Below are 25,680 nucleotides of genomic sequence, written 5' to 3'. Positions count from 1 at the left end.
TATGACGAGGCGCGCGACGGTGATCGGCAGCGGGCCCAACGGGCTGTCGGCCGCGGTCGCGCTGGCGCGCGCCGGGTACGAGGTGCGCGTGCTCGAGGCCGCCGCGACCATCGGGGGCGGCGTCCGCACGGCGGCGCTCACGCTCCCCGGCTTCCGCCACGACGTGTGCTCGGCGGTGCATCCCGCGGCGCTGTCGTCGCCCTTCTTCCGGGCGTTCGGCATCCACGAGCGGGTCGGCTGGATCCACCCGCTCGCCTCGTACGCGCAGCCGCTCGACGGCGGGCGCGCGGCGATCGCGTGGCGCGACATCGAGCGCACGGCCGATGCCCTCGGGCCCGACGGCCGCGCGTGGCGAGGCGTCCTTCGCCCCCTCAGCCGTCACCTCGGCGGATTGGTGGACTTCACCGGGTCCCAGCTGCTGCGGTGGCCGCGGCATCCGGTCACCACCGTCCGGTTCGGGCTGCGCGCCCTGCAGCTCGGCACGCGCCTGGGCCGCGAGACCTTCCGCACGGAGGAGGCGAGCGCGCTGCTCACGGGTGTGCTCGCGCACGCGAACACCCCGCTGCCGTCGCTCGGAGGGGCGGCGTCCGGGCTCTTCCTCGCGGCGCACGGGCACTCGGCCGACGGCTGGGCGTTCCCCCGCGGCGGCTCGCAGGCGATCGCGGACGCGCTCGTGGCCGACCTGAAGGCGCACGGCGCCGTCGTCGAGACGGGCAACCATGTGCAGACCCTCGCTGACCTGGACTGGGGCGATCCGGATGCCGGCGACCTGCTGCTGCTCGACACCACACCGCGCCTCCTGCTCACGCATCCGGACCTGCCCGACAGCTACGCGCGGGCGGTCCGTCACTACCGGTACGGCCCGGCCGCCGCGAAGGTCGACTTCGCCCTCGACGGACCGGTGCCGTGGGCGCACCCCGACGTCGCTCTGGCCCCCACCGTGCACCTCGGCGGCACACGGGAGGAGGTCGAGGCGAGCGAGAACGCGGTGGCGCGGGGCGGACTGACCGATCGGCCGTACGTCTTGACGGTGCAGCCGAGCGTGCTCGACGGCACGCGCGCCCCTGCCGGCAAGCACGTGCTGTGGGCGTACATCCACGTCCCGGCGGGGTCGACGTTCGACCCCACCGAAGCCGTCGTGCGGCAGGTCGAGCGCTTCGCGCCGGGATTCCGGCACCGCATCCTCGCGAGCCACGCGATGACGGCCGCCCAGCGCGCCGCATACAACCCCGCCGACATCGACGGCGACATCCTCGGCGGCGCCTTCACGTTCGCGCAGGCGATCCGGCGCCCCATCGTCTCGACGACGCCGTGGCGCACGCCGCTGCGGGGCGTGTACCTCGCGTCGGCGTCGACCCCGCCCGGACCCGGCGTCACCGGCATGCCGGGCTGGTACGCCGCGCGCCAGGCGCTGCGCGACAGCGGCCGGCGGCTCGAGCTCGGGGACCTCTTCGGAGCGTGACCGGGTGGACGCCTTCGCCGCGGTCGACTTCGAGTTCGCTCGACAGGTGCTGCAGCGGGGCGTCGCGGCCCTGTTCGTCGTCGCGTTCATCTCGTCGCTGAACCAGTTCCGTCCGCTTCTCGGCGAGCACGGGCTTCTGCCCGCGCCGGACCTCCTCGAGTGGGTGCGCACCTCGAAGAGAGGACAGCGGATGCTGCGCCCCACCGTCTTCCGCCGCCTGCGGTACACCGACCGCAGGCTCGCCGCCCTGTGCTGGGCGGGCATCGTGATCGCGGCGACGCTGGTCATCGGCCTCCCCCAGCTCGGTCCGCCGTGGGTGCCGATGCTGTGCTTCCTCGCGCTGTGGCTCGGCTACATGTCGATCACGAGCATCGGGCAGACCTTCTACGGATTCGGCTGGGAGATGCTGCTGCTCGAGGCCGGCTTCCTCGCGGCGTTCCTGGGCTCGGATGACCAGCCGCCGCCGGTCGTCGTGATCGTGCTGTTCTGGTGGCTGGTGTTCCGGCTCGAGTTCGGCGCGGGCATGATCAAGATCCGCGGCGGCCGCGAGTGGCGCGACCTCACCGCGCTCACGTACCACCACGAGACCCAGCCGATGCCCGGGCCGCTCAGCCGCCAGGCGCACCTCCTCCCCCGCTGGTTCCACAAGGGCGAGGTGCTCGGCAACCACTTCGCGCAGCTGGTGGTGCCGTGGTTCCTGTTCGCACCACTCGTCGGACTGTTCGCGCCCGGGCCGGTGCCCGCCGTCGTCGGGGCGGTCGCGGCCGCGATCGTCATCGCCACGCAGGCCTGGCTCGTCGTCACCGGCAACTTCGCATGGCTCAACTGGATGACGATCGTGCTCGCCTTCTCGGCCATCGGACTGCCGGGCATCGGCGCCGCGCCCGAGGGCGCAGCATCGCAGGCTCCGGGCGTGTTCACCGGGATCCCCGTGTACTGGCTCGTCATCACGTGCGCGATCGGCGCGCTGTACCTCGTGATCAGCTGGTGGCCGCTGCGGAACCTGTTCGCGCGGCGGCAGCTCATGAACGCCTCGTTCAACCGGTGGCAGCTCGCCAACGCCTACGGCGCATTCGGCACGGTCACGAAGGAGCGCATCGAGATCGTCGTCGAGGGCACGATGGACGACGACCCCGACACGGCCACCTGGCACGAGTACGCCTTCAAGGGCAAGCCCGGCGAGGTGCACCGCATCCCGCGGCAGTTCGCGCCGTACCATCTGCGCCTGGACTGGCTGATGTGGTTCCTCCCACTCGGCCGGTCGCTCGACGACTGGTTCACGGTGTTCCTGGTGCGGCTTCTGGAAGCGGATGCTGCGACCCTGCGCCTGCTCGCCCACGATCCGTTCGCGGGTCAAAAGCCGCGATGGGTGCGTGCGGTGTCGTATCGCTACCGCTTCACGACGCGCGCGGAGTTCCGCGAGTCGCACGCCCGGTTCACGCGCGACCGGCGGCGACCGGTCATGGGACCGGCGTCCCTGCGCCGCTGAGACCGGCCTTGCGCTCGCGTGCGGTGCGGCGCGCGGTGAGGTCGACGATGGCCACCAGGAACGCGAGGGCGAGGAAGACGGCGACCGACAGCATCCCGAAGGCGTACGCGTCGTGGTAGACGACGAGGCTGTCGTGGGAGCCGGACTCACGGTAGATCGCGGCATAGAACAGCGACAGCGCGACCGCCGTGCCGACCGCCGCGCCGATGCGCTGGCCGAGCTGGCCGACGGAGCCGGCGAGGCCGCCCTGTTTGACCGGGATGTCGCCGAGCGTGAGCGCCTGGTTCGGGGCGATCACGAGACCGCCTCCGGCGCCTCCGACGGTCATGACCGCGGCGGCGATGTAGGGGGTCCACGCGGGGTCGCTGTAGAGCGCCGCGAGCACCAGCCCGCCGACGCACAGCAGCATGCCGGCGAGACCCCACACCACGACCACGCGGCCGTGCGTGCTGACGAGGTTGCCGCCGATCCACGAGGTGACAGCAGAGGCGAGTGCGAACCCGATCGACACCATGCCCGCGTACACCGGCGCGAGCCCGAGGCCGAGCTGCAGGAACAGCGTCGTGACGAGGAACATCGCCGGGGCCGCGGTGAAGTACGCCGTCTGCAGCAGCGTGCCGTTGCGATACGACGTGATGCGGAAGAGGCCGAGCGGGATGAGCGGGTTGCGGCCGCGCTTCGCGTAGCGGCGCTCCCACGCGATGAAGGCGGAGGCGAACAGGGCGAAGGCGACGAGCAGCCACCACCGCGCCGGGTTGTCGCTGGGCGCACCGGTGGTGAAGAGGAAGGGCCACATCAGCGAGATCACGCTCGCGCCGAACAGCAGCACACCGACGGGGTCGAGCTGCACTTTGCGCTGGGAGTTCGTGCGGGTGTCGGGCAGCAGCCACAGCGCGAGGGCGATCGCGATGAGGCACAGCGGCACGTTCATCCAGAAGATGAGCCGCCAGCCGTTCGTCGGCCCGCCGAGGGCGATGAGCAGACCGCCGAGCGTCGGGCCGAAGGCCGTCGCGATGCCGATCGTCGCGCCGAAGAGTCCGAAGGCGCGGGCGCGCTCCTTGCCCTGGAACAGCTCCTGGGCCATGCCGAGCACCTGGGGCATCTGGATGCCCGCGGCCACGCCCTGCAGGAGTCGCCCGATCAGCAGCACCTCGGCGGTCGGCGCGAGCGCGCACAGCACACTTGTGACCGTGTAGAGCGAGAGGCCCACGACGAAAAGCGTCCGCCGCGAGCGCTGGTCGCCCAGGCGCCCCATCGGCACGAGCACGAGCCCGAACGTGAGGACGAACCCCGACACGATCAGCTGCAGCTGCGTCGAGCTCGCACCGAGCACCTCGCCGATCGACGGCAGCGCGACGTTGACCTTCGTCATGTCGAGGATGGTGATCGCGGCGACCGAGACGCAGACCCAGAACGCACGCCAGCGGGCGCCGTGCGAGAGGGGGATGACGGCGGTCGTGGCCGGCACGGCGCGCGCCTTGCTGGAGGAGCTCTGCGGCGTCGGCTGTGGCGGGGACATCTCGCCCAGGCTAACCCCGTTCCGCACAGCGGCGGGCGCGAACCCCGGTGCGCGGGAGATGATGGGAGGGTGAGACTCCTCGTCGCCGCCCTCGCCTCCGAACTCGTCGCCTTCCCGGAAGACCTCGACGGATTCGACCGTCTCGTCACCGGCCCCGGCAAGCTGCAGGCGACCTACGCGCTCACCCGCGCACTCGACGCGACCGCCTACGACGAGATCGTGGTGGTCGGCACCGCGGGGGCGATCGACGCGCGGCTCGACGCATCCGTCTACGAGATCTCGGCCGCCCTGCAGCACGACGTCACCGACATTGACGGCATCGTCGGCCAGCACGTGTCGCTGCCGGCGCGCGTCGAGCTCGACGCCGACGGCGTGACGATCGCCACGGGCGACCACTTCGTCGACGACTCCGAGGCCGTGGAGGTCATCCGTCCGCTCGGCGCCGTCCTCGTCGACATGGAGACGTACGCCTACATCTGGGTCGCAGAGCGCTTCGGCGTGCCGATCCGCGTGCTCAAGGCCGTCTCAGATCGCGCCCAGGACGGCGCGATCACCGACTGGCGCACCGCCGTGACCGCCTGCAGCCACCAGCTGCGCGACCGCATCCGCGCCGACTACGGCGTCTGACCCCGACTTACGACACCCACTGCGTCTTCGCCCACGTGATGTTCGCCAGCGTCGCCTGGCCCGACAGCGACGGGTGGAAGTAGTCGCGCGTCGAGATGTCGGACTTCACGAACGCATAGTTCGCGACCGCGTATCCGTCGAACCGGCACTTCGCAGTGGCTGCGCAGGCGGCCTCCAGCACCTTGTTGAAATCGGTCACCCGCTGCTGAACCAGCGTGCGGCGCTGCACGTCGGCGGTCGCGCTGCTGCTCGGGTTGGCGAGCATCGACTGGCAGGTGCCGAGCAGCGACCACGCGAGACGGGCGGACAGACTCGATCTGTTGATGTCGTAGAGGCGCTGCAGGCTCGGGATGCTCGCGACGAAGATCTCCGGCGCCGCGGCACTCGCCGCAAGGGTGGAGAGCGCCGACTGCACGTTGGTCCGGAACGCATCGACCGTCGTCATCTGCGCCACGGTCCGGGTGCAGGCGTCGATCGCGCCGATCTCGATCGTGACGTACTGGGCCCCCTGTCCGGCGGCCATCTGCGCCTGGGCGGGGAGCGCCGACGATCCCGCACCCGACTTGGCGTCGTTGAAGACGTTGACGAGGCCCGTAGCCCCGGCCGCCCGCAGCCGCTGCAGGTGCGAGTTGACCGACGTCGTGGATCCCGTGGACCAGCTGTTGGTCGGACACGACGTGAGGCTCGAACACGTCATCGCCGCCTGGGTGATCGAGTCCCCCAGCGCGGCCATGCGAGTGATCGTCGCCGGCGCGGGTGCGGCATGCGCGGCAGAGGCGGCGCTGAGAGTGCCGGTGAGAAGGAGGGCGGATGCCGCGAACGCGGCGAGGGCGCGGCGCGCCCGGGTGGTGGAACGCATGTCGACTCCGTACGTCGTCGTAACGAGAGGGCGCGGCGAACAGCCGCGGCCGGACGGGCGCCGGCGGTCGGGCGGGATCGCGATTCCCCCAGGAAGCGATCTGCCGCGAACGATACACCCGTGCATCGCCCGGGCGACAGAGGGAGAAGACCCACATTGCCGCGCGGGATGGGCGGACCGAGCCGTGGCTCAGACGCGGGCGGCTGCGTCCTGCCGGATGACGCTCGGCCCGGCAGGTGTCGCCTCGACCGCGAGCTGCGCGGGCAGCTGCTCCTTCATCGCGGCCACATGGCTGATGACGCCCACGGTGCGCCCGCCCTGCCTCAGCTCGTCGAGGGTGCGCATCGCGAGGTCGAGGGTCTCCTCGTCGAGCGAGCCGAAGCCTTCGTCGACGAACAGGGTGTCGAGCCGCACACCTCCCGCCCGGGCGGTGACCACCTCGGCGAGCCCGAGGGCGAGCGCGAGCGACGCGAGGAACGTCTCGCCGCCCGAGAGCGACTGGGCTGGACGTGACTGGCCGGTGAAGGCGTCCATGATCTCGAGGCCGAGGCCCGAGGCGGCGCCGCGCGCGGCCCGCGCATCGGTGTGCTGCAGCCGGTAGCGCCCCGACGACATGTCGCTGAGCCGCAGGTTCGCGGCGGCCACGATCTCTTCAAGATCGGCGGCCAGCACGAACGTCTCGAGGTCCATCTTCATCGTGTTGGGGGCGCGCCCGGCGACGGTGTCGGCGAGCCGGGCGATGGCCGCGGCATCTGCGGCCCGTGCCGCGACGCCGGCGTACGCCTGATCGATCTGCATCGCGAGATCGCGGAGTCCGGCCACCAGCGTGCGGGCGTCGCTCTCTGCCCGGAGCGCCTCGGTGCGTCCTTCGTCGGCGGCCGCGAGCGCGGCCCGCGACGCCTCGGTATCGACAGGCTCGGTCGGCGCGCCCGCGAGTTCGAGCTCGAGCTCGAGCATCCGTGCCCGCGCCGCGCCGAGCTGCGTGTCGTGCGCCGAGATCCGCTCGGCGAGAGCTTCCACGTCGCGAGGTGCGGCAAGGGCGGCGTTCGCCTCGGCGGCATCGGCGAACACGGATGCTGCGACTCGCTCTTCGACGTCGGTGCGCGCCTGCGCGGCCAGGATCGCCGCGCGGTGCGCCTCGGCGCGGGCATCGACCGCCGCCCGGCCCGCGTCGCGGATCGAGGTGGCGTGCACGACGCGGTCCGCGACGCTGACATGCCCGCCGCGGGCCGCGTCGACCGCCTCGCGGGCCGCCGCGACCCGCTCCTCCAGCGCCGCGATGCGGGTGCGTGCCTCCGCGAGCCGCTCCGTCAGAGACGCGCGGGATGCCTCGGCCTCGTGGTCGAGCGCCGCCAGCTCGGTGCGCCGGGCCGCGAGTGCATCGCGGCGTTCGACGGCGCGCTCGGCGGCGGCCAGCTCGGCGGTGGCGGCGGCCAGCTGCCCGCGGAGCGCCTCGATGCCTTCGCCGCCGGCGCGAGCGGCCGCCGCACCCTGGCGTTCCCGGGCGGTCTTCGCCGCGTCCGCCGCGGTGCGCTCGTGCGCGGCCGCCGCATCACGCTCGGATTCGGCAGCAGCGAGGAGCTCATCGGTCACCGGCTCGTCGGCCGGCGCGGCAGGCGACGGATGCGCCGTGGCCCCACACACGGCGCAGGGCTCGCCCTCGACGAGCGTCGTCGCGAGCTCGCCCGCGTAGCCGTCGAGACGGAGTTGGAGCAGCGCGGCCACCCTTGCCGCGGCGGCAGCGGCAGCTGCGGCCGCGTCGCGGTGGTCGATCTCGGCGGCGCGCTGGGTGGCGGCGAGCCCTTCGGCCTCGACGGCGGCCGCAAGGCGCCCGGTGAGCTCTTCGTGGCGCTCGCGCGCGGGATCGCGGCGGGAGGCCGCCGCGCGCTCGGCCTCGAGTTCCGTGTCGATGCGCTCGAGCTCGGCCGGCACCTGCGCCCGTTGCGCATCGAGGGCGACGACATCCGCCTCGAGCCGCGCCACCTCCGCTGCGGCAGCCGTCTTCCGCGATTCGCCGTCGGCCAGGGCCGCCTCCTGCGCGAGGGCGGCGGTCCACACGGCCAGCTCGCCGGTGAGACGCTCGACCACCGCAGAGAGATCGGGGGCGCCCGCGTCGTCGGTGCCGGCGACGGCACGGCCCCATGCCGCGTCGGCCGACGCGGCCAGCTCGGCCGTCGTCGCCGCGCTGCGCTCGGCTCGGCGTGCCGTCTCGAGTGGCGCCCGCAGCGCCTCAGCGAAGCGCGCCCGGGTCAGTCGCCGACGGTCGTCGGCGATCTGCGGGCCGGCCTCTTCGAGCGTGGCGAGTCGTTCCCGCGCGCGGCCGAGCTCGGCCTGCGCCTTCGCCAGCGCGACCCGCTCGGCGTGTGCCGCCTCCGCGACGGTGCGGGCGTCGTCCGCGGTCACGCGCTCGCGCGTCAGCGTGTCGAGGCGGTACGACGCACGCTGCTGACCGAGGTCGACCGCCGCGCGCCGCGCCGGCAGGTCGAGCGGAGCCTCGCCCGCGGCCTCCTCGGCGGGCACCAGCTCGTGCGCCGCGATCAGGCGCTCCGCCTGATCGAGCAGGGTGCGGGCCCGTTCGCCGAGCGCGTCGAGCTCGTGCTGCGCCGCCTTGCTGCGCTCACCCAGCTCGCGCGCGTACTCCTCGTAGCGACGCGTGCCGAAGAGGGCGCGCAGCAGAGACTGCCGCTCCGTGCCGGAGGCGAGGAGAAACCTCGAGAACCGGTTCTGCGCGAGCAGGATCACCTGCTGGAACTGCTGGGCGTTGAGCCCGAGCACCTCGTCGAGGAACAGCCCGACGTCGCGGGGTTTCGCCGCGCGGCCGGTCCACGCGCCATCGACGAGCTCTTCGAGCTCCGCGCGCGTGGGCTCGGTGGTGAGCCCGCCGCCGCGGCGTGCCGGCCGCTGGTACTCCGGGGCACGGGTGACGCGCCAGCGACGGTCGCCGACGGTGAACTCGAGGCGGACCTCGGTGGGATCCTCGGGTGCGCAGTGGTCGCTGCGCAGGCGCTTGTCGCCCGTCTCGTAACGGGGCACGCTGCCGTACAGCGCGAAGCAGACGCCGTCGAGGATGCTCGATTTACCCGCGCCGGTGCGACCGGCGATGAGGAAGATGCCGTCGTGCTCGAACGACTCGAAGTCGACGCTCTGCTTCTCGCGGAACGGCCCGAAGCCGGTGAGCTCGAGGCGGTGCAGCCTCACGCCGTCGCCTCCACCCGCGCGCGCTGCTCCAGCAGCTCGCCGACGAGCTCCGCCTCGCGGATCGACGCGCCCTCGCCCTCGCGCACATGGGAGAGGAAGGCGTCGACGAGCTCGGCGTCGTTGCGCGCGGAGCGCACCCGCTCGGCGTAGGTGCGGGCGTCGTCGGTGCGCGTCGCGACCGGAGCGTGACGCACCTCGGCGCAGAAGGGGAATCGGGCGAGCAGTCGCCGCATCGGGTCGCGCTGCGGCAGCGGATCGGTGTATTCGGCGCGCACCCAGTCGTCGGCGTGGGTCGCGAAGCGCTCGTCGGCGAGCAGCTCGTCCAGCGTCGCGGTCAGCGTGGTGAGGGTGCGCGGCACCGGCAGCGGCAACCACTCCACGTCGCCGAGTCCGTCGGCGCCGAGCTCGACGAGCCACGACCCGCGCGGCTTGTGCCCCTCGTCGAAGCTGTAGTGCAGGGGAGCCCCGGCGTATCGCACGCGCGGCGAGAGCTGCTGACGCCCGTGGATGTGGCCGAGGGCCATGTAATCCACACCGTCGAAGGTGGACAGCGGAACGATGTCGAGCCCGCCCTGCTGGATGTCGCGCTCGAGGTGCGGCGTCGGCTCGACCCCCGCCGCGAAGCAGTGCGCGACCGCGATCGAGCGCGCACCCCGGGCCGCAGCATCCGTCCGCACCAGGTCCATCGCCTGCGCGAGCACGTCGGCCTGTGTGCGCACGCCGGGCCAGGCACCGCGCAGGAGCACGGGCTCGAGGTACGGGATGCCGTACACATGCACCGGGCCGTGCTCGTCGTGGACGGTGACGGGGGTCCCGATGGTGGCGGGATCGGTGACGACGTGGACGCCGTCGCGGAGGAGGCGCGACTGGAAGCCGAGCCGGGCCGCCGAGTCGTGGTTGCCGCTCGTGACGACGACGGTCGCACCCGCGTCGGCGAGGCCCCGCAGCGCGTCGGTCAGGAGCGTGTAGGCGCCCGCCGCGGGGGTCGCGGAGTCGAACACGTCGCCCGCGACGATCACGAGGTCGACGTCGCGCTCCGCCACCTGCGCGACCAGCGCCTGCAGCACACCACGCAGCGCATCGAGCGTCGAGTGGCCGTGGAACGACCGCCCGATGTGCCAGTCCGAGGTGTGCAGGATCCGCATGCTCAACACGGTACGTTCGGCCCCTGACATCGCCCGCCAGGCAGGCCGCGGACCCGCGAACCACCGGGGTTTCCGCGTCGGTGCGGCGCCTCCGGCGCGTACCCTCGAGCCATGTCCTTGCCCGGGGTCTGCGTGGTGTTCCTGCTGCGCCGCGGACCGCAGGGCGCCGAGGTGCTGCTGGGCCGCAAGCGCACCGGGCTCGGCCAGGGGAAGGTCGTCGGCATCTGCGGCTGGGTCGATCCCGGCGAGGGCGCCGACGAAGCCGCCGTCCGCGAGGCCCGGGAGTCGGTCGGCGTGCGGGTCGCGGCATCCGATCTGCAGGTCGCCGGAACGGTCGAGTACCACTTCCCCACCCGGCGCGCGTGGTCCCAGCAGGCGACGGTGTTCGTGTGCCGACGGTGGCAGGGCGATCCCGTCGAGCGCGACGGGATGACGCCGCAGTGGTACGGCCTCGACGCCGTGCCCTACGCACGCATGTGGGACGACGCCTCGCGGTGGCTGCCGGGCGTGCTCCGCGGCGGCACGGTCGACGCGCGCTTCACGTTCGGGGCGGATCTCGCGACGGTGGTGCTCACCGCGGAGTGACCGCGCGGCGGCGTCGCCGCCGGCCGGGTTCGCGCGTCTTCCGGCGGTGCACCCTCCCCTCGGTCCTCCGCCGGACGTATCGTGGAACATGGCGCACAACGCAGACACCGCTCCGCGATCGACCGTGGTCGCGCTCGTCGGGTCCGACAGCGACGAACTGCTGACCGGTCTCGCCGATGTTCCCGCGCTCGTCGCGCTGTCGCTGCGCGAGGCCGACCCCGCAGTCGCCGCGCACCTCGTCGCCTCGGTCTCCATGCCGTACGTCGTCCACGACGCCGACCCGCTGGAGCACGTCGCGTCGGCCTGGGTCGAGCTGTACGAGGAGCGCGCCACGCTCGGCTCCCTCGAGGCGGAGGTCGGGGCGCTGCTGTCGCTGTTCGCGTCGGGTGAGGCCGTCATGCCCGACTACTACGTCGTCGCGGGACCGGAGGCGATCGAGGGCGCCTGGCGGCACTGGTGGCTCGGGGCGCTCGCCCATCACGCGCCGTCGCGCGTGCTCCCGGTCGAGGCATCCGGCACCGCTCTGCGGGCGAGGCTGCGCACGCTGCCCGCCTCGCGGCCGTGGCCCGAGCCCGAGGCGTGGCTGCCGCGCGTGCAGTTCGACATCCCCGATCGCGTCGGCCTGCGCGATCAGCCGGGCGCCGCCTGATCCATGACGGAGGTCGAGAGGTTCGCGCACGCCGGCGCGACGCTCGTCGCCGAGCGGCGCGGCCGCGGCGAGCGCGTGTACGTGCTCATCCACGGCATCGGCATGGGCCGCAGCGTCTTCGCCGATCTCGAGCGCCATCTGGGCGACGGCGAGGTGGTCGCGTTCGACCTCCCCGGCTACGGCGAGGCTCCCGAACCGCGCCGGGTGCTCACGATCGAGCGCACCGCCGACCTCGTCGCCGCCTACCTCCGGGCCCGGGTGCGCACACCCGCCGTCGTCATCGGGCACTCGATGGGAGCGCAGGTCGCGCTGGAGGTCGCCGTGCGCCACCCCGCACTCGCCGAGCGCATCGTGCTCATCGGACCGACCGTCGACCCCACGGCGCGGACGGCGCCGCGGCAGCTGTGGCGTCTCCTGCGCGACATCGCCGTCGAGAGCCCGGTGGTGATCGCGCGGGGCGCCCGGGAGTACCTGCGCGCCGGACCGCGGCTGCGCGCCAAGTTCCGCGCGGTGCTCCGGCACCGTCCCGAGGACGTGCTGCCGCGCGTGCGGATGCCCGCGCTGGTGCTCCGCGGCGAGGACGACATCGTGGCGCCGCAGCAGTGGTGCCGACGGATCGCCGACACCCTGCCGGACGGCCGGCTGGCCGAGGTGGCGGGGCATGGCCACGAGACGATGATCCGGGATGCCGCACCCGCCGCGCGGGTCATCCGCGAGTTCGCCGGATCGGTGTGACGACGGCGCACGACTGCCTGGTCTCGCCGGAATCCTGCCATCCCCGTCGCAGCCGGCAATGTCGGAACCCCCGCGTAGGTTTCACACTGTCGGAACCAACGGAGGAAACCATGTTCGCTGTATACGCCGCCGAACAGCAGTACCGCCACGACACCTGGTCGCGAGACCGCGAGCACGCGATCCTCGCCTCCATCCGCGAGCGGAAGATCGCTGTCGCCCCGCGCCGCCCGGCTAGCGTCATCGCCGCCCCGCAGCGCGTCGCCTGGGCTCGGCCGATCGGACTGCACGTCTCGGAGCACGACCCCGCGGTGTGCGCCGTCGCGTAGCCGTGGAGGTCAGGACGCGCGCGGGTCCGTGGGAGCGGGCGCGTGCGCGACGACGGCCGCCTGCTGGGCCGCGCGGTCCTTCGCCACGGCGTCGCTGATCATCTGACCCCCGCTGCGCAGGAGGGCGCGACGCCACGGGAGGGTGCCTTCGATCTCGATCTGGATCGAGATCGACAGGATGGTCCGGATGAGCACGATGAGGCCCAGGATGGCCGCATCCTCGAGCGAGGGCTTCGAGGTGATCGTGCGGATGAGGTCCGCAGCGACGAGCACCTCGAGCCCGAGCAGGATCGCGCCTCCGAGCGTCGTGCGCAGCGTCGTGAACGCGGTCTGACCGCCCTCGTGGCGCGCGAGCGACCGTCCGCCCAGCACGAGCGCGATCACGAAGCCGACGATCATGGCGGCAGCGCCGACGGCCTCGAAACCGACGGCGACGGCGGTGAACACTGCCTCCATGTGCACGCGCCCAGCCTAGGGCCGGGCGCGTGCACATCCGCGGTCGAATCGCGGAGTCAGCTCGCCGCGCCGCGCCGCGGGTGCGCGGGATCGTCCGCGTCCCCGACCGACACCTGTCGCGCGAGCTCCTCGATGTCGCTCTCCGGAAGATCGATGCCGGACTGCGTCAGTCGCTGGCGCAGGACGTGCGCGATGTGCTCCAGCGGGTCGGTGCCGACGTCCTGACGTGTCTGCGCGACGATGCCCGCCACCTTGTCGATGTCGGAGGCGTTGTTCTGCGCCATCGCGGGCAGCCGCTGTTCCTGCTCGGTCCCGAGTGCACCGGGGGTGCGCTGCGCCTCCCCCGCGGTCTGGGTGTCGCGGGCGCCGTCCTGACCGTGGTGGTCGATGCCGTCCTCCACGACCCCGATGCCGACCGCCTCGTGGCTCGGCGGGGGTGCCGCCGGCACCGAGTCGGCGTTCACGACGCCGTCGGGCAGGTCCTGACTTCTCGCTCGATCGCGATCCATGGCGTGCTCCTCTCGTCCTCCCCCAGCCTCCGTCGCGGGGCCGCACGGCGACATGGGGTTGACAAGGAATGCCGACGGTGTCGGCGGGGCACGGTGCGGCTACGGACGCGGAGTCAGGATGCCGCGGCGCGACGGGTTCGCATCGAACCAGTCCGCGACGTACCAGCACACCGGGATGACCTTGCGATCGCCGCGCTCCTCGAGCTCCTCGACCGCGCGTTCGACGAGCTCGCCGGCGTACCCGTGCCCGCGGAAGGTCGGAACCGTGTAGGCGCGGGTCATCGCCACCGTGCGTCCGTCGTCGCGGTAGTCGAGCACGCTCACGAGGTCTTCGCCGCGGTGCAGGGTGTACCGCGACGCATCGGGCTCTTTCGTGAAGCGGAGGTCGGTCACGCCGCCAGGCTACGCCCGCGGCGCAGCGTCGGGACGCGTCTCTTGGTATGTCGCAGTGATCGTCCAGCTGACACTCGGTCTCACCCGACGTGGAACTGAGCAATCTGTCACATTCCGAAACGATCTGGGCCCAGAACCCGTGCGATTTGACGTTTTTGGACAAAGTCGGTAATAATCGGGCTCATGACTGACAACGCGCTGTATCTGTCCGCCCGGGAGGCGAACAGGACTGCCGGCATGATGATGGCCGGTCGCGTTGCCATGTGTTGTCGAATGTGCCACTAGCACGGTGACCCCCGTCGGACTCCTCCTCCGCTTCTGAACACGGATCGTACGGAGTCCCCCGAAGCACCGGTTTCGTGCGTCGATCACGCGCACCCGGACCCGCTTCGCACACCGCCCAGCGTCGGGCACAGGCCTCACCCGGCCTACGGCCTTTCTCGCCACCGACGACCAGGGCCGCAGCACATCATTCAACCCGGTTTCCGCCACCCGGGTTCCTCCCGCAAGGACCATCATCATGTCGACCACCGCCCTCCTCGACCGCCCCACCACCACCGCCCCCGTCCGCCACCTCCGCGCCGTGAATCACCCGGCCGCGGTCGAGGCGCCCACGGCGCCGGCCCCCGAGCCCGCACAGCCGGCCGGGCGCGCCCTCCCCGCGGGCACGGCGCCGCGCGGCTTCGCCCTGTACGTCGGCATCGACGAGGCCAAGGCCGCCGCCTCAGGCGTGAACCTCGGTGTGCTCGTCGACGCCCTGCGCCGCACGCTCGCCGAGCTGGCGCCGTCGGCCGAAACCTACGCCACCGTCGCCCTCGCGCCGGTCGGCTCGGGCGGGCGCGACGTCGATGTCGTGCGCCTCGCGCTGCACGAGCCGTCGGCCGTCGCCCGCACCAAGGAGGAGGAGCCCGAAGACGAAGAGCCCGCCTCGGGCGGCGTCGTCGTCGACATCTCGCGCAAGCGCGTGCTCATCGACGGCGAGTCCGCCGCCTTCACCTTCAAGGAGTTCGAGCTGCTGCAGTACCTCGTGCTCCGCGAGGGCCGCACGATCGAGCGCACCGAGCTGGTGACCTCGCTCTGGCAGGGCGCGACGGACGAGGACGCCCCGGGCGAGCGCACCATCGACGTGCACGTCCGCCGCCTGCGCGCCAAGCTGGGCCGCTACGAGGACATCGTCCGCACCGTGCGCGGCGTCGGCTACCGCTTCGACCGTCACGCCGACGTCGTCATCCGCTACGGCCACGGCACCCCGTCGCCCGACCGCTTCTGATCCCACCCCGTTCACCTGTCGCATCGGGCTGCACGCACCGGCACGTCGCGACAGGCGAGCACGGTTCGATGTCGGAGGCGTCGGCGTAGGGTGGGCGGCATGACCACCTCGCTCTCGCGCATTCCTCGGACGAGGGATGCCGGGCGCTTCGGTCCGGGGGCGGCGACCCGCGATCCCCGCCCCGGTCATGGCCGGCCGCTCGAGACGGAGTACCGGCCGCGGCATCCGCTCGACCTCCGGCGCACCGTGCTGTATCAGCGACGCGGAGCCGGCGACCCGACGATGGCGGTCTCGGGCGCAGTCATCTGGCGGGTGAGCCGTACGCCGGCAGGCATCGCGACGCTCGCGATCCGCGAGACGCATCCGGGCGTGATCCGCGGCGCGGCCTGGGGTCCGGGGAGCGACTGGGCGCTCGCGCAGCTTCCTGCGCTGTGCGGTGCGGACGACGACCCGGCCGGCTTCGACGCGTCGCGGCATCCGCTCATCGCCGACGCCCATCACCGCAACCCGGGTCTGCGCCTCTCGCGCACCGATCTCGTGTTCGACGCCCTGGTGAGCGCGATCTTCGAGCAGAAGGTCACCGGCATGCAGGCCTTCGGCGCGTGGCGGCGCGTCGTGACGTGGTGCGGCGAGCGTGCCCCCGGCCCGACACCGGCGCCGATGTTCGCGCCGCCGACGATCGACGGATGGCAGCACGTCCCCTCGTGGGTGTGGCACCGCGCGGGGCTCGAACCGCCGCAATCGAAGACCGTCGTACGCGCTGCCCGCCGCGGCGATGCGATCGTGCGGTCCGTGCGCGCCGCCCACGACGGCGAGGCCGTCGACCGCGTACTCGTGAGCCAGCCCGGCATCGGTGCATGGACTTCCGCTGAGACCCGCATCCGGGCACTCGGCGACGCCGATGCCGTGAGCGTCGGCGACTATCACGTGGCCCACGAGGTGGGCTACGCGCTGACCGGCCACCGCACGGACGACGATGGGATGCTGCGGCTCCTGGCCGCGTGGCCGGGTCAGCGTCAGCGTGTCATCCGCCTGATCGGGGCGAGCGGTGTGCGCGAGCCCCGGCGTGGCGCGCGCCTGCACCCCGAGGACCACCGCGACCGCTGACTCTCCGCGCGTCCGCGCCGCGGTCAGCGCGTCCGAGGACAGGATGGACGCATGATCGAGTCTCTGCACGGCCTTCCCGACGGCGTCATCGGGTTCCGCGCTGTCGGCGCCGTCGACGCATCGGACTACGTCGGATCCCTCGACCCGGCCATCGACGCGGCGGTCGAGGCCGGCCGCAAGGTCAACCTGGTCTACGTCCTGGGCGACGAGTTCGAGCGCTACTCCCTCGGCGCGCTGTGGCAGGACGCCAAGCTCGAGGGCAAGCCGGCCCACGTGTGGGGGCGCATCGCGCTCGTCACCGACCACAGCCTGATCGGCGAGGTGATCCACGGGATCTCGTTCCTGTTCCCCTGCGAGCTGCGCATCTTCGCCGTGTCGGCGCTCGACGACGCGATCGCGTGGGCGGCGGAAGGGCCCAAGGAGGCCTGACGCGGACGCCCTTGTGGATGTCGGAGGCCACGACGACACTGGGACGCGCCACGCGGCCGGGCGCGGCATCCACCACCCATTCAGGAGTTCGACATGCCCAGCCTCAACCCATATCTCTCTTTCAGGAACGAAGCCCGTGAGGCGATGACCTTCTACCAGAGCGTGTTCGGGGGCGATCTCGACATCTCGACGTTCGGCGAGTACGAGGGGATGGTGCAGGACCCCGCCGAGAACGACCTCGTGATGCACGCGCAGCTCACGAGCCCCGACGGCTTCATCCTCATGGGCTCGGATACGCCCACCGGAATGAGCTACGAGAAGCCGGCCGGCATCTCCGTCTCGGTCAGCGGTGACGACGAGTCCGCTCTCCAGCGCTTCTGGGACAAGCTCGCCGACGGCGGCACCATCACGATGCCGTACGACACCCCGCCGTGGGGCGGCAAGTTCGGCATGCTCACCGACCGCTTCGGCATCGACTGGATGGTCGCGGTCAACGCCCCGCAGGCGTGAGGCCGGAGCGCGGACCCCGCCTGGATCCGGGGTCCGCGCTCGCTCGACGCAAAGTGCGAGCGATCAGGCGTAGGCGCTGTCGTCGACGGGCGACGGCGCGGGACCGAGTGCTTCGAGCTCCGCCCACACCTCGTCGGGGATCGGCGTCGCGGCGAGCTCGTCGAGCTGTGCGAGACGCTGCGCCGACGAGATGCCGACGACGGTCGAGTCGATCAGCGGCGACCGCAGCGAGAAGTGCAGCGCCACCGCCGGGAGGCTGACGCCGAAGGAGGCGGCGACACGCTCCAGGCGCGACACCCATTCCTGCAGCTCGGGCGTCGCCGGACGGTAGCCGTACATCGCGCCCTCGCGCGTCCCGGTGGCGAGGATGCCGGCACCGAAGGGCGCCGCGTTGAACACCGTCATGCCGCGCTCGTGCGCGTCGGCGAACACCGGCGCGGCGGAGTGGTCGACGACCGTGAAGCGGTTGTGGATGAGCACGGCGTCGAACACGCCGGTCTCGACGTAGCGGGCCATCATCCCGACCGGTCCCGCGGCCACGCCGATCGCGTCGACGCGACCCGATTCGCGCAGCTCGATGAGCCCCTCGACCGCGCCGCCGCGGCCGATCGCCTCGTCGAAGGTGACGGTGTAGGGGTCATGCAGGTGCAGCAACGGCAGACGCTCGACGCCGAGGCGCGCCGTCGTCTCTTCGAACGAGCGCAGGACGCGGTCGCGGTCGAAGGCGCCGGTCTCGGGATCGCAATCGACCTTGGAGATCACGCGGGTGGCGGCATCCGTTCCCTTCCGTGCGATCGCACGGCCCAGCACCGCCTCGGACCGCCCGCCGGCGTAGTTGTTGGAGGTGTCGATGAAGGCGTGGCTGCTGTCGAACAGCTGCTCCGCGAATCGGACGGCGGCGTCCTCTTCCGGGGAACCGGGCTCGGTGCCGCGGCCGAGGGGCGACGTGCCGAGGGTGAGCGGGCTGACGTTGAGGGTCATGGCGTCCGTTCCGTTGGGGTGGGTCCTTCCAACCTACCGAGAGGCTCAGGGCCACAGGCGGCCCACGGGCTCCGCAGCAGCCCTAGGCTTTCGACATGACCACGACGCGGAAGGGCTGGACGCGCGGGCACTCCGGCTGGGCGCTCGGCACCGCCCTCATGTTCACGCTGGGGATCGTCTTCGGGCTCATCTGGGGCAACGTGCTGCTGGGCGTGGTGCTCGCCGCCGCGGTCTCGATCGGCTGGCTCATGGCGTACGAGTCCTGGCGCGGTCGCAGCGTCGGGCTCGAGGATCGCGACGACGACGGCGCGCAGCTGTAGAGGTCGAGCCGGTCCACCCCTACCCCTGACCGCCGCCGCGTCGTATCGTGAGCGCCAGGAGGTGGTACGCCATGCAAGCGAGCGTCGGCGATCGCGTGATCATCCACGGCCGCGTCGTCGGCGCGGTGGAGCGCGCGGGTGAGGTCATCGAGGTCCGCGGCACCGGGGACAACCCGCTGCTCGTGGTCCGCTACGACGACGGGCACGAGGCGATCCTGTCGCCCGGAAGCGACTGCGAAGTCCGGCACGCGTCCTGAGTCGCGTGCACAGAATCGGAGGATCCGCCCGACACGCCGGGACGTGGCATACGTCTTCCGGCGTGTCGAGTTGAACCTCCGACGGTGTGCTCAGCGCCGCGTGCTATCCCAGCAGTTCGTACCGCGACGGCTCCGCGCCCAGCACGTGCTCGCCCAGGAACGCGAACACCGTCTCGTACCAGACGACGGCGTGCTGGGGCTTGAGGACCCAGTGGTTCTCGTCGGGGAAGTACAGGAAGCGGTGCGGCATGCGCCCGTCCTCGTCGGCGTGGTGCTCGGCGAGCTCCGACCAGAGCCGCAGCCCCTCGCCGACCGGTACGCGGTAGTCCTTGTCGCCGTGCACGACCAGCAGCGGCGTGCGGATCTCGCGGACGAACTGGTGCGGCGAGTGCTCGATCATCGCCTCGGGCGTGAAGATGCGCTGCCAGTACTCGGAGCTGTCAGTCGTTCCGGAGAACTGGTCGAGCGCCCACAGGCTCGCGTGGGTCACGATCGCCCGGAACCGGTCGGTGTGCCCGGCGACCCAGTTGGCCATGTAGCCGCCGAACGATCCGCCCATCGCGGCGGTGCGCGTCTGGTCGATGTCGTCGCGCGCCACGGTGGCGTCGGTGATCGACAGCAGGTCGGTGTAGGGCTTCCCGCCCCAGCTGTTCCAGCCGCGCGCGATGAAGTCCAGGCCGTAGCCGGTCGACAGGGCGGGGTCGGGCAGCAGCACGGCGTACCCGCGGGCGACCGCGAGCAGCGGCGCCCAGCGCCAGCTCCACGCGTTCCAGCTGTTCAGCGGTCCGCCGTGGATCCACAGCAGCAGCGGCGCCGGCGCCGCGGCTGACGCGCCCTCGGGCAGCAGCAGCCAGCCGCGCACGCGCGCGCCGTCCTCGGCGGTCGTCTCGACCTCGGTGATCGAGCCCGGTGCCGCCGGTGTCGGCGCGGGAGTCGCGAGCGGCGTCACCGCACCGTCGCGCGCGATGCGGACCGGGTGCGGCGGCACGACCCACGACGAACGGAGCGCGACGACCTCTCCCGTGCCACGGTCGACCACGACGTTCGCGTACGCGAAGCCGTCGTCGGTGAGCTTGTCGGGCGCACCGCCGTCGACGGGGATGCGGAACACCGGTGCGCGGCCGTCGTGGTCGGCGGTCGCGATGAGCGCCGAGTCGTCGGCTGCGAACGCCAGCGACGACGCCCAGTGGTCCCACTCGGCCGCGACGCGCCGTGCGCCGCTGCCGTCGATGCCGGCGACCCAGATCTCGTAGTCCGTGGGCGCGGCCGGGCTGCTCTTGACGGTGCGGAGGTACGCGATGCGCGTGCCGTCGTGGCTGATCGCCGGCATCTCGTAGTCCACGTCGACCTCGTCGAACAGCGTCGTGCGCTCGCCCGTCGCCGTGTCGATCGCGACGATCACCCGGCGTCCGGCGCGCTGCTCCCGGTGCTCGAGCGACACCACGAGCGTCGACCCGTCCGGCGTGAGCGCGGCCTCCGCGTGGTCGAGCGACCGCACCGGCTTCGGCGTGAGGTCGCGCGGACGCGGCAGGGTCGCCGGGTACGGCTTCCCCTCGTTCCCGGATGCCGCGGACGCGGCGTCCGTGCCGGAGGTCGCAGCATCCGTTCCCGACGCGTCTGACGCCGCAGTGTCCGCCACCGCCGCGGCGATGGTGTCCTCGAGGGCGTCGATGTCGATGGCGAGCAGGTGCGGCTCGGCGGGACCGAGGTCGTGGTCCCAGTAGCGCACGGGGTAGGTGTCGTGGAGGATCGCCGACACCTTCTTCTCCTTGCGCTTGGCGCGCAGCGCCGCCTCGGCCTCGAGCGTGTCGGCGCCCGGCAGCAGGGAGGCCGAGATCACGAGCCGCGCGGAGGCATCGGCGGTCGCGGCGATGCCGTCGACCCCACCCGCCAGTCGCGTCACGGGACGGGCTTCACCGCCGGTGGCGGGCAGCAGCCACAGCTGGCCGGACTCCTCATCGGCGTCGCCGTCGGCATCGGGGCGGGCCGAGACGAACAGGATGTCGCCGGCGGCGGTGAACGCGGCGCCGGCCTCGCCCTTCGCCGACCGCGTCAGGCGTCGAGGCGTGCCGCCGCCCGTCGCCGGCACCGCCCACAGCGACCGGTCGTAGCCGGTGCCGTCCTTCTTCAGGGCCGCGACGGTGAGCACGGCGGTCGTCCCGTCGGGCGAGAGGGCGAGCGCCTCCACGCGAGGAAGGGCGATGTAGTCGGTCAGCGAATCGAAGGGGGTGGGGGTCGCCATGGCTCCACGCTAACCGACGCGCCCGCGGGCACGAGGCTTCCGGTGAGACGACAGCGGATGGACGAGACCGCGGGCGAACCCCGCGGTCTCGTCCGCCGACTGTGGTCTCACTGGTGGGAGCTGGTGGGAGCTGGTGGGAGTGGGGCGTGCCGCCGGCGGCCGGACGGTCCCGCGTCAGCTCCACTGGGTGAGCTTGTCGGGGTTGCGCATGATGTAGACGTCGGTCACCCGGCCGCCGCGCACCTGGAGCGTCACCAGCGCGCTGGGCTCATCGTCGATCGTCGCGAGGAAGCCGAGCCCGTCGGGCGTCTCGATCGCCACGAGCACTGCGTCGGGTACCAGGCGGGGCAGGCCGAGGAGGAACCTCCCCACGCGGTCGGCGCCGCGCACGGGACGCAGCGCCGCCGAGACGCGGCCGCCGCCGTCGGAGCGCAGCACGACGCCGGGGTCGAGCACGGCGACGAGGGCGTCGAGCTCACCGGTGGCTGTCGCCGCCGCGAAGGCGCGGGCGACCGCGTCGTGCTGCTCCCGCGAGGCCGCCCCCGCACGATGCTCGCGCACGCGACGCCGCGCCTGCGACGCCAGCTGGCGCACGGCGTCCGGACTCCGCCCGACCGTCTCGGCGATCTCGGCGAACGGCACACCGAAGACGTCGTGCAGCACGAAGGCGACGCGCTCGGCGGGCGTGAGCGACTCGAGCAGCACGAGCAGGGCCATCGAGACGGAGTCGTCGAGCGTGACCTGCTCGATCGGGTCGAGAGGGACGGATGCTGCGAGCGGCGAGTCCTGCGGTACGGGTTCGGGCAGCCACTCCCCCACGTAGCGCTCGCGGCGGGCGCGCGCCGAGCCGAGCATGTCGAGGCACACGCGCCCGGCGACACGCGTGAGCCACGCAGCGGGGTTGCGGATCGCGACTCGCTCCGCGTCCGACAGCCGCAGCCATCGGACGTACGTCTCCTGCACCGCGTCCTCGGCGTCGGCCACGGTGCCGAGCATGCGGTAGCAGAGGCCGAGCAGGGCGCGGCGCTGGCTCTCGACCTCATCGGTGGGCGGCATCCGTGATCACTCCTCGATGTTCCGACGACGCACGCGTCAAGAAGGTGAGTCGCACGCTCACATTCTCACGCTCCGCGTCGTCGAACCATCGAGAGATCCCCACCGGGGGACGAGAGGAGCAATGTCATGAGGATCGCGGTCGCCGGAGGAACGGGCGTCGTCGGAAGCCACGTCGTGGACGCGCTGCGCGCGGAAGGGAACGACGCCGTCGTTCTCAGTCGCCGCACCGGCGTCGACCTCACCGCGGGCGCGGGGCTCGACGCCGCGCTCGACGGCGTCGACGCGGTGATCGACACCGCGAACGTCACGACGGTGTCGGCCGGTGTCGCGACCCGGTTCTTCGAGGCGGCGACGGGGAATCTCGTCGCCGCGGCCGCCCGGGCGCGGGTCGCGCATGTCGTGCTGCTGTCGATCGTGGGGATCGACCGCATCCCTCACGACTACCTGGCGGGAAAGCTCGCGCAGGAGCGCGTCGTCGAGTCCGCCACCGTGCCGTGGACGATCCTGCGCGCCACGCAGTTCCACGAATTCGCGGGCCAGGTGTTCGACCGCGCGAAGATCGGCCCCCTCCACGTCGCACCGCGCGGGCGGGTGCAGCCGGTCGCGGCTCGCGAGGTGGGCGCCCACCTCGCCCGACTCGCCGCCGGCGCACCCCAGGGACGTGCGGCGGATCTCGCGGGACCCCGCGAGGAGCGGCTCGACGACATGGTCAAGGCGTACGCGCGACGCACCGGCCACGGCGGCTGGATACCCTCGGTGAGCCTGCCCGGCGGACAGATGAAGGGCATGCGGGCGGGGCTCGGCCTGCCGGGCCCGGGCGCAGTGCTCGGCACGGAGACCTTCGCGCAGTGGCTCGACGGAATCGGCTGAGCCCGTGGGTATCTGAGCGGCGGCAGCGCGCCTCCCTCCGATCGAGGCGGTGCGCTCGTCGGGCCGCCTCGTGAGCGGCTCGGGTGCGGACTCTCCCCCGAACGGGCCCGAGCCGCTCGTATCGTGCAGCAGGACCGCGGGTCTACGCTGGGCGGGGGTCGGGGTCACACGCACCAGGAGGATTCGTGAGACTCGCCATCGCCGGCGGCACCGGCATGACGGGCGGGCACATCGCGGAGATCGCGCGCGGGCGCGGCCACGATGTCGTGAGCCTGTCGCGCCGCACAGGAGTCGAGCTCCTGAGCGGCGCGGGTCTCGCCGGCGCCCTGGACGGGGTCGACGCGCTGATCGACGTGACCAACGTGACGACCGCGAAGCCCGACGTGTCGGTGATGTTCTTCGCCGGCGCCACGAAGAGCCTGCTGGCGGCCGAGCGCGCAGCGGGGGTCGCGCACCACCTGGTGCTCACGATCGTCGGCGCCGAGGCGGCGCCCGACGGCTACTACGCCGGGAAGCTCGTACAGGAGCGGCTGGTCGCCGGCGGCGACGTGCCGTGGACCATCCTGCGCACGACGCAGTTCCACGAGTACGCGGCGATGATGTACCACCGCGGCCACGCCGGCGCCCACGTCGCGCCGTCCGGCCGCGTGCAGCCGGTCGCCGTGCACGAGGTCGCCGCGCACCTCGTCGACCTCGCCGAGCAGCGTCCGGCCGGTCGCGTGACCGACCTCGCCGGACCGCAGGAGGAGAGCCTCGCCGACATGGTGCACCGCTACGCCCACGCGATCGGCCACCGCACGCCGGTGCCCGTCGTGAACACCCCGGGCGCCCTCGGCCGCGCGCTCCGGTCGGGAGCGCTCCTTCCCGGCCCCGAGGCGCTGCGCGGCACCCAGACCTTCGCCGAGTGGCTCGACGCCCTCCCCGACGCGTGAAGGGGGGAACGGATGCTGCGGCCCGGCGCCGTGCGCCGGGCCGCAGCATCCGTTCCGTCACATCTCTTCGTGGGTGTTCGGATCGCCGTCCCACAGCCGACCGCGTTCGAGGGCACTGATCGCGGCAAGCTGGTCGTCGGTGAGGGTGAAGCCGAAGACGTCGGCGTTCTCGCGCTGCCGGTCGGCGTCGGCCGACTTGGGGATCGGCGTGCTGCCGATCTGCGTGTGCCAGCGGAGGACCACCTGCGTCGGCGTCACGTCGTGGATCGTCGCCAGCTCGGTGAGGATCTGCTCGGTGAGCAGCTCGCTGCGCTTGGCGAGCGGGCTCCAGCTCTCGGTGCGGATGCCGTGCGTCGCGTGGAATGCGCGCAGCTCCGCCTGCGGGAAGTACGGGTGCAGCTCGACCTGGTTCACCGAGGGGACGACGCCCGTCTCCTCGATGAGCTCGGTGAGCTGGTCCTCGGTGAAGTTGGAGACGCCGATCGAACGGACGAGGCCGAGTTCGCGCGCCTCGATCAGGCCGCGCCACGTGTCGACGTACTTGCCGACGCTGGGGTTCGGCCAGTGGATCAGCTGCAGGTCGATGCGGTCGAGGCCCAGCCGATCAAGCGAGCCCTTGATGCTGTCGACCGCCTCCTGCCGGCCGTGGTGGCGACCGGGGATCTTCGACGCGACGAGCAGCGTGCCGCGGTCCACATCGCTGCGGCGGACGGCCTCGCCGACCTCGCGCTCGTTCTCGTAATTGACCGCGGTGTCGAGCAGCCGGTAGCCGGAGTCGATCGCGGCGACGATGGCCGCGATCCCCTCCTCGCCCCGCAGGTCGTAGGTGCCCAGGCCCAGCTCAGGGAACCAGGCGCCGTCGTTCAAGGTCACGGTGGGGATCGCACTCATGGCTCCATCCTGGCCGTAGTTAGTTGCGCGCGGCACGTGTCCTGCGCGGGGCGTCACGGGCGGTCGTCGACGTCGAGGGCGATCCACCCGTGGAGCGGAGGGCTTGCGCAGCTGCGGGACCACGGTGAGGGCCGTTGCGGCGACGAGACCGCACGAATGCACTTCGAGGCGCCGCCAGGTGGTGCTATCGCGCGTTCTCGCGCCGCGGGCGGCGGCTCACGACCCCACCGCCACCGATCCGGGTCGGGCACCGACCAGAGCCTCCGCCGCGCGGGCCGTGCGGGCGGCGAACCGGGTCGTGTCGGTGCCGCGCGCGAGGGACTGCGCGTTGAGTCCGTCGATCATGCCGATGAGCTCCCACGCCACCTCGCCGGGCTCGGTCGTCGAGAACGCGCCCGTGCGGCATCCGTCCTCGATGATCGACTCGACGAGAGTCTGCCAGCGCTCCATCTGCGCCGCCACGGCGCGCGCGAGGGCGTCGTTGCGGCGGGCCATCGCCCAGCCCTCGACCCACACCACGGTGAGCTCCTCGCGCTCGCCGTCCATGAGGGTGTCGATCAGGGCCCCGAGCCGCGCGGCCGGATCGGCGACGGCGCCGACGACGCGTTCGACGTCGCGCACCTCCTCGTCGACGAGGTCGGCGTAGACGCGGGCCACGAGGTCGTCCATCGCCGGCTGGTAGTGGGCGACGAGACCGGAGGCGACCCCCGCCCGCTCGGCGACGGCGCGCAGCGTGAGGGCGCTCAGCCCCTGCTCACGCGCGATCGCGGTCGCCGCGGCGACGATCTCCGCAGCCCGTTCGGCAGGAGCCTTGCGGGTGCGCGGCCGGGACGATGTGCTTGACATGGTCTCGCCAGCATAGG

At 72.5% G+C, this 25,680-nt stretch carries 27 protein-coding genes; 15 read left to right on the top strand and 12 right to left on the bottom strand.

Features of this window, described 5'->3' with window-relative positions; genetic code table 11:
- Position 1 precedes the first annotated feature (1 nt).
- The gene (locus tag ASF40_RS10495) at positions 2-1,462 is read left to right on the top strand and encodes a phytoene desaturase family protein (protein ID WP_157549614.1); all 1,461 of its coding nucleotides are present in this window, start codon (positions 2-4) and stop codon (positions 1,460-1,462) included.
- Positions 1,463-1,466: 4 nt separating this feature from the next.
- On the top strand, positions 1,467-2,951 hold the full coding sequence (locus ASF40_RS10490; RefSeq protein WP_056368802.1) for a lipase maturation factor family protein: 1,485 nt from the start codon (positions 1,467-1,469) through the stop codon (positions 2,949-2,951).
- On the opposite strand, the gene ASF40_RS10485 is transcribed toward ASF40_RS10490, so the two are convergent.
- Positions 2,923-4,470, bottom strand: a complete 1,548-nt coding sequence (locus tag ASF40_RS10485; protein ID WP_082496998.1) for an MFS transporter — start codon at positions 4,468-4,470, stop codon at positions 2,923-2,925. The genes ASF40_RS10490 and ASF40_RS10485 overlap by 29 nt on opposite strands.
- 69 nt (positions 4,471-4,539) lie before the next feature.
- Between ASF40_RS10485 and ASF40_RS10480 the strand changes: the two genes are divergently transcribed.
- The gene (locus ASF40_RS10480) at positions 4,540-5,097 is read left to right on the top strand and encodes a phosphorylase family protein (protein WP_056368785.1); all 558 of its coding nucleotides are present in this window, start codon (positions 4,540-4,542) and stop codon (positions 5,095-5,097) included.
- A gap of 7 nt (positions 5,098-5,104) precedes the next feature.
- Here ASF40_RS10480 and ASF40_RS10475 read toward each other — a convergent pair whose 3' ends face one another.
- The 3 genes from ASF40_RS10475 to ASF40_RS10465 all read right to left on the bottom strand — a co-directional run bounded on the left by ASF40_RS10475 (position 5,105) and on the right by ASF40_RS10465 (position 10,299).
- Positions 5,105-5,956: an SGNH/GDSL hydrolase family protein gene (locus tag ASF40_RS10475; RefSeq protein ID WP_082496997.1), complete on the bottom strand. Its 852-nt coding sequence runs from the start codon at positions 5,954-5,956 to the stop codon at positions 5,105-5,107.
- Positions 5,957-6,145: 189 nt separating this feature from the next.
- Positions 6,146-9,154 (bottom strand): AAA family ATPase, encoded by a 3,009-nt coding sequence (locus ASF40_RS10470; RefSeq protein ID WP_056368784.1) that lies wholly within the window; start codon positions 9,152-9,154, stop codon positions 6,146-6,148.
- The gene (locus ASF40_RS10465) at positions 9,151-10,299 is read right to left on the bottom strand and encodes a metallophosphoesterase family protein (protein ID WP_056368783.1); all 1,149 of its coding nucleotides are present in this window, start codon (positions 10,297-10,299) and stop codon (positions 9,151-9,153) included. Before ASF40_RS10465 ends, ASF40_RS10470 begins: the two co-directional genes overlap by 4 nt.
- 111 nt (positions 10,300-10,410) lie before the next feature.
- Here ASF40_RS10465 and ASF40_RS10460 point away from each other — a divergent pair, with 111 nt between their 5' ends.
- The 4 genes from ASF40_RS10460 to ASF40_RS10445 all read left to right on the top strand — a co-directional run bounded on the left by ASF40_RS10460 (position 10,411) and on the right by ASF40_RS10445 (position 12,594).
- Positions 10,411-10,884 carry an 8-oxo-dGTP diphosphatase gene (locus ASF40_RS10460; protein WP_082496996.1) on the top strand — a complete coding sequence of 158 codons (474 nt, stop codon included), beginning with the start codon at positions 10,411-10,413 and terminating at the stop codon, positions 10,882-10,884.
- Between the two features lie 88 nt (positions 10,885-10,972).
- On the top strand, positions 10,973-11,533 hold the full coding sequence (locus ASF40_RS10455) for a hypothetical protein (RefSeq protein ID WP_056368780.1): 561 nt from the start codon (positions 10,973-10,975) through the stop codon (positions 11,531-11,533).
- 3 nt (positions 11,534-11,536) lie between these two features.
- Positions 11,537-12,268: an alpha/beta fold hydrolase gene (locus ASF40_RS10450; RefSeq protein ID WP_056368779.1), complete on the top strand. Its 732-nt coding sequence runs from the start codon at positions 11,537-11,539 to the stop codon at positions 12,266-12,268.
- A 110-nt stretch (positions 12,269-12,378) separates the two neighbouring features.
- Positions 12,379-12,594, top strand: coding sequence for a hypothetical protein (locus ASF40_RS10445; protein ID WP_056368777.1), 216 nt, complete (start codon positions 12,379-12,381; stop codon positions 12,592-12,594).
- 9 nt (positions 12,595-12,603) lie between these two features.
- On the opposite strand, the gene ASF40_RS10440 is transcribed toward ASF40_RS10445, so the two are convergent.
- The 3 genes from ASF40_RS10440 to ASF40_RS10430 all read right to left on the bottom strand — a co-directional run bounded on the left by ASF40_RS10440 (position 12,604) and on the right by ASF40_RS10430 (position 13,952).
- Entirely contained in the window at positions 12,604-13,050 is a 447-nt protein-coding gene (locus ASF40_RS10440) for a DUF1622 domain-containing protein (protein WP_056368775.1), read from the bottom strand.
- Positions 13,051-13,106: 56 nt separating this feature from the next.
- Complete coding sequence (locus ASF40_RS10435; protein ID WP_056368773.1) at positions 13,107-13,559, bottom strand: hypothetical protein; 453 nt, start codon at positions 13,557-13,559, stop codon at positions 13,107-13,109.
- A 99-nt stretch (positions 13,560-13,658) separates the two neighbouring features.
- A complete protein-coding gene (locus ASF40_RS10430; protein ID WP_056368771.1) occupies positions 13,659-13,952 on the bottom strand; it encodes a GNAT family N-acetyltransferase in 294 nt (97 codons plus the stop codon).
- A gap of 520 nt (positions 13,953-14,472) precedes the next feature.
- On the opposite strand from ASF40_RS10430, the gene ASF40_RS10425 reads away from it, so the two are divergent.
- From ASF40_RS10425 to ASF40_RS10410, 4 genes are all read left to right on the top strand, one after another.
- Positions 14,473-15,222 carry a winged helix-turn-helix domain-containing protein gene (locus ASF40_RS10425; RefSeq protein ID WP_056368768.1) on the top strand — a complete coding sequence of 250 codons (750 nt, stop codon included), beginning with the start codon at positions 14,473-14,475 and terminating at the stop codon, positions 15,220-15,222.
- A gap of 99 nt (positions 15,223-15,321) precedes the next feature.
- Positions 15,322-16,329, top strand: a complete 1,008-nt coding sequence (locus tag ASF40_RS10420; protein ID WP_056368767.1) for a DNA-3-methyladenine glycosylase family protein — start codon at positions 15,322-15,324, stop codon at positions 16,327-16,329.
- A 51-nt stretch (positions 16,330-16,380) separates the two neighbouring features.
- Entirely contained in the window at positions 16,381-16,758 is a 378-nt protein-coding gene (locus ASF40_RS10415; protein ID WP_056368765.1) for an STAS/SEC14 domain-containing protein, read from the top strand.
- Between the two features lie 93 nt (positions 16,759-16,851).
- Positions 16,852-17,268: a VOC family protein gene (locus ASF40_RS10410; protein ID WP_056368763.1), complete on the top strand. Its 417-nt coding sequence runs from the start codon at positions 16,852-16,854 to the stop codon at positions 17,266-17,268.
- Between the two features lie 63 nt (positions 17,269-17,331).
- On the opposite strand, the gene ASF40_RS10405 is transcribed toward ASF40_RS10410, so the two are convergent.
- Positions 17,332-18,249 carry an aldo/keto reductase gene (locus ASF40_RS10405; protein ID WP_056368761.1) on the bottom strand — a complete coding sequence of 306 codons (918 nt, stop codon included), beginning with the start codon at positions 18,247-18,249 and terminating at the stop codon, positions 17,332-17,334.
- A 95-nt stretch (positions 18,250-18,344) separates the two neighbouring features.
- Between ASF40_RS10405 and ASF40_RS10400 the strand changes: the two genes are divergently transcribed.
- Both ASF40_RS10400 and ASF40_RS10395 read left to right on the top strand, forming a co-directional pair.
- Positions 18,345-18,569, top strand: coding sequence for a hypothetical protein (locus ASF40_RS10400; protein ID WP_056368759.1), 225 nt, complete (start codon positions 18,345-18,347; stop codon positions 18,567-18,569).
- A 71-nt stretch (positions 18,570-18,640) separates the two neighbouring features.
- Positions 18,641-18,826: a DUF1918 domain-containing protein gene (locus ASF40_RS10395; RefSeq protein WP_045297722.1), complete on the top strand. Its 186-nt coding sequence runs from the start codon at positions 18,641-18,643 to the stop codon at positions 18,824-18,826.
- A 103-nt stretch (positions 18,827-18,929) separates the two neighbouring features.
- Here the strand turns inward: ASF40_RS10395 and ASF40_RS10390 are convergent, their stop codons facing one another.
- A complete protein-coding gene (locus ASF40_RS10390; RefSeq protein WP_056368756.1) occupies positions 18,930-21,068 on the bottom strand; it encodes a S9 family peptidase in 2,139 nt (712 codons plus the stop codon).
- 174 nt (positions 21,069-21,242) lie between these two features.
- Positions 21,243-22,124 (bottom strand): RNA polymerase sigma factor SigJ, encoded by an 882-nt coding sequence (gene sigJ / locus ASF40_RS10385; RefSeq protein ID WP_056368754.1) that lies wholly within the window; start codon positions 22,122-22,124, stop codon positions 21,243-21,245.
- A gap of 126 nt (positions 22,125-22,250) precedes the next feature.
- On the opposite strand from sigJ, the gene ASF40_RS10380 reads away from it, so the two are divergent.
- Together ASF40_RS10380 and ASF40_RS10375 are read left to right on the top strand one after the other, a co-directional pair.
- A complete protein-coding gene (locus tag ASF40_RS10380; protein ID WP_056368752.1) occupies positions 22,251-22,994 on the top strand; it encodes an SDR family oxidoreductase in 744 nt (247 codons plus the stop codon).
- A gap of 185 nt (positions 22,995-23,179) precedes the next feature.
- Positions 23,180-23,926, top strand: a complete 747-nt coding sequence (locus ASF40_RS10375; RefSeq protein WP_056368751.1) for an SDR family oxidoreductase — start codon at positions 23,180-23,182, stop codon at positions 23,924-23,926.
- Positions 23,927-23,983: 57 nt separating this feature from the next.
- Here the strand turns inward: ASF40_RS10375 and ASF40_RS10370 are convergent, their stop codons facing one another.
- Together ASF40_RS10370 and ASF40_RS10365 are read right to left on the bottom strand one after the other, a co-directional pair.
- A complete protein-coding gene (locus tag ASF40_RS10370; RefSeq protein WP_056368749.1) occupies positions 23,984-24,817 on the bottom strand; it encodes an aldo/keto reductase in 834 nt (277 codons plus the stop codon).
- A 216-nt stretch (positions 24,818-25,033) separates the two neighbouring features.
- A complete protein-coding gene (locus ASF40_RS10365) occupies positions 25,034-25,663 on the bottom strand; it encodes a TetR/AcrR family transcriptional regulator (protein WP_056368746.1) in 630 nt (209 codons plus the stop codon).
- Between the last annotated feature and the right edge of the window lie 17 nt (positions 25,664-25,680).

Origin of the sequence: Microbacterium sp. Leaf288 (assembly GCF_001422925.1) — a bacterium.
Lineage (GTDB): Bacteria > Actinomycetota > Actinomycetes > Actinomycetales > Microbacteriaceae > Microbacterium.
Note: the sequence above shows the minus strand (reverse complement) of the source record. Positions and strands in the feature narration are given on the sequence as shown.

Bases quoted from the DNA above. Each gene is read 5' to 3' on its own strand.
- ASF40_RS10455 (WP_056368780.1), top strand. From the start codon at position 10,973: ATGGCGCACAACGCAGACACCGCTCCGCGATCGACCGTGGTCGCGCTC.
- ASF40_RS10485 (WP_082496998.1), bottom strand. From the start codon at position 4,470: ATGTCCCCGCCACAGCCGACGCCGCAGAGCTCCTCCAGCAAGGCGCGC.
- ASF40_RS10435 (WP_056368773.1), bottom strand. From the start codon at position 13,559: ATGGATCGCGATCGAGCGAGAAGTCAGGACCTGCCCGACGGCGTCGTG.
- ASF40_RS10400 (WP_056368759.1), top strand. From the start codon at position 18,345: ATGACCACGACGCGGAAGGGCTGGACGCGCGGGCACTCCGGCTGGGCG.
- ASF40_RS10390 (WP_056368756.1), bottom strand. From the start codon at position 21,068: ATGGCGACCCCCACCCCCTTCGATTCGCTGACCGACTACATCGCCCTT.
- ASF40_RS10495 (WP_157549614.1), top strand. From the start codon at position 2: ATGACGAGGCGCGCGACGGTGATCGGCAGCGGGCCCAACGGGCTGTCG.
- ASF40_RS10420 (WP_056368767.1), top strand. From the start codon at position 15,322: ATGACCACCTCGCTCTCGCGCATTCCTCGGACGAGGGATGCCGGGCGC.
- ASF40_RS10410 (WP_056368763.1), top strand. From the start codon at position 16,852: ATGCCCAGCCTCAACCCATATCTCTCTTTCAGGAACGAAGCCCGTGAG.
- ASF40_RS10370 (WP_056368749.1), bottom strand. From the start codon at position 24,817: ATGAGTGCGATCCCCACCGTGACCTTGAACGACGGCGCCTGGTTCCCT.
- ASF40_RS10440 (WP_056368775.1), bottom strand. From the start codon at position 13,050: ATGGAGGCAGTGTTCACCGCCGTCGCCGTCGGTTTCGAGGCCGTCGGC.
- ASF40_RS10450 (WP_056368779.1), top strand. From the start codon at position 11,537: ATGACGGAGGTCGAGAGGTTCGCGCACGCCGGCGCGACGCTCGTCGCC.
- ASF40_RS10405 (WP_056368761.1), bottom strand. From the start codon at position 18,249: ATGACCCTCAACGTCAGCCCGCTCACCCTCGGCACGTCGCCCCTCGGC.
- ASF40_RS10425 (WP_056368768.1), top strand. From the start codon at position 14,473: ATGTCGACCACCGCCCTCCTCGACCGCCCCACCACCACCGCCCCCGTC.
- ASF40_RS10465 (WP_056368783.1), bottom strand. From the start codon at position 10,299: ATGCGGATCCTGCACACCTCGGACTGGCACATCGGGCGGTCGTTCCAC.
- ASF40_RS10445 (WP_056368777.1), top strand. From the start codon at position 12,379: ATGTTCGCTGTATACGCCGCCGAACAGCAGTACCGCCACGACACCTGG.
- ASF40_RS10415 (WP_056368765.1), top strand. From the start codon at position 16,381: ATGATCGAGTCTCTGCACGGCCTTCCCGACGGCGTCATCGGGTTCCGC.
- sigJ (WP_056368754.1), bottom strand. From the start codon at position 22,124: ATGCCGCCCACCGATGAGGTCGAGAGCCAGCGCCGCGCCCTGCTCGGC.
- ASF40_RS10475 (WP_082496997.1), bottom strand. From the start codon at position 5,956: ATGCGTTCCACCACCCGGGCGCGCCGCGCCCTCGCCGCGTTCGCGGCA.
- ASF40_RS10460 (WP_082496996.1), top strand. From the start codon at position 10,411: ATGTCCTTGCCCGGGGTCTGCGTGGTGTTCCTGCTGCGCCGCGGACCG.
- ASF40_RS10380 (WP_056368752.1), top strand. From the start codon at position 22,251: ATGAGGATCGCGGTCGCCGGAGGAACGGGCGTCGTCGGAAGCCACGTC.
- ASF40_RS10365 (WP_056368746.1), bottom strand. From the start codon at position 25,663: ATGTCAAGCACATCGTCCCGGCCGCGCACCCGCAAGGCTCCTGCCGAA.
- ASF40_RS10395 (WP_045297722.1), top strand. From the start codon at position 18,641: ATGCAAGCGAGCGTCGGCGATCGCGTGATCATCCACGGCCGCGTCGTC.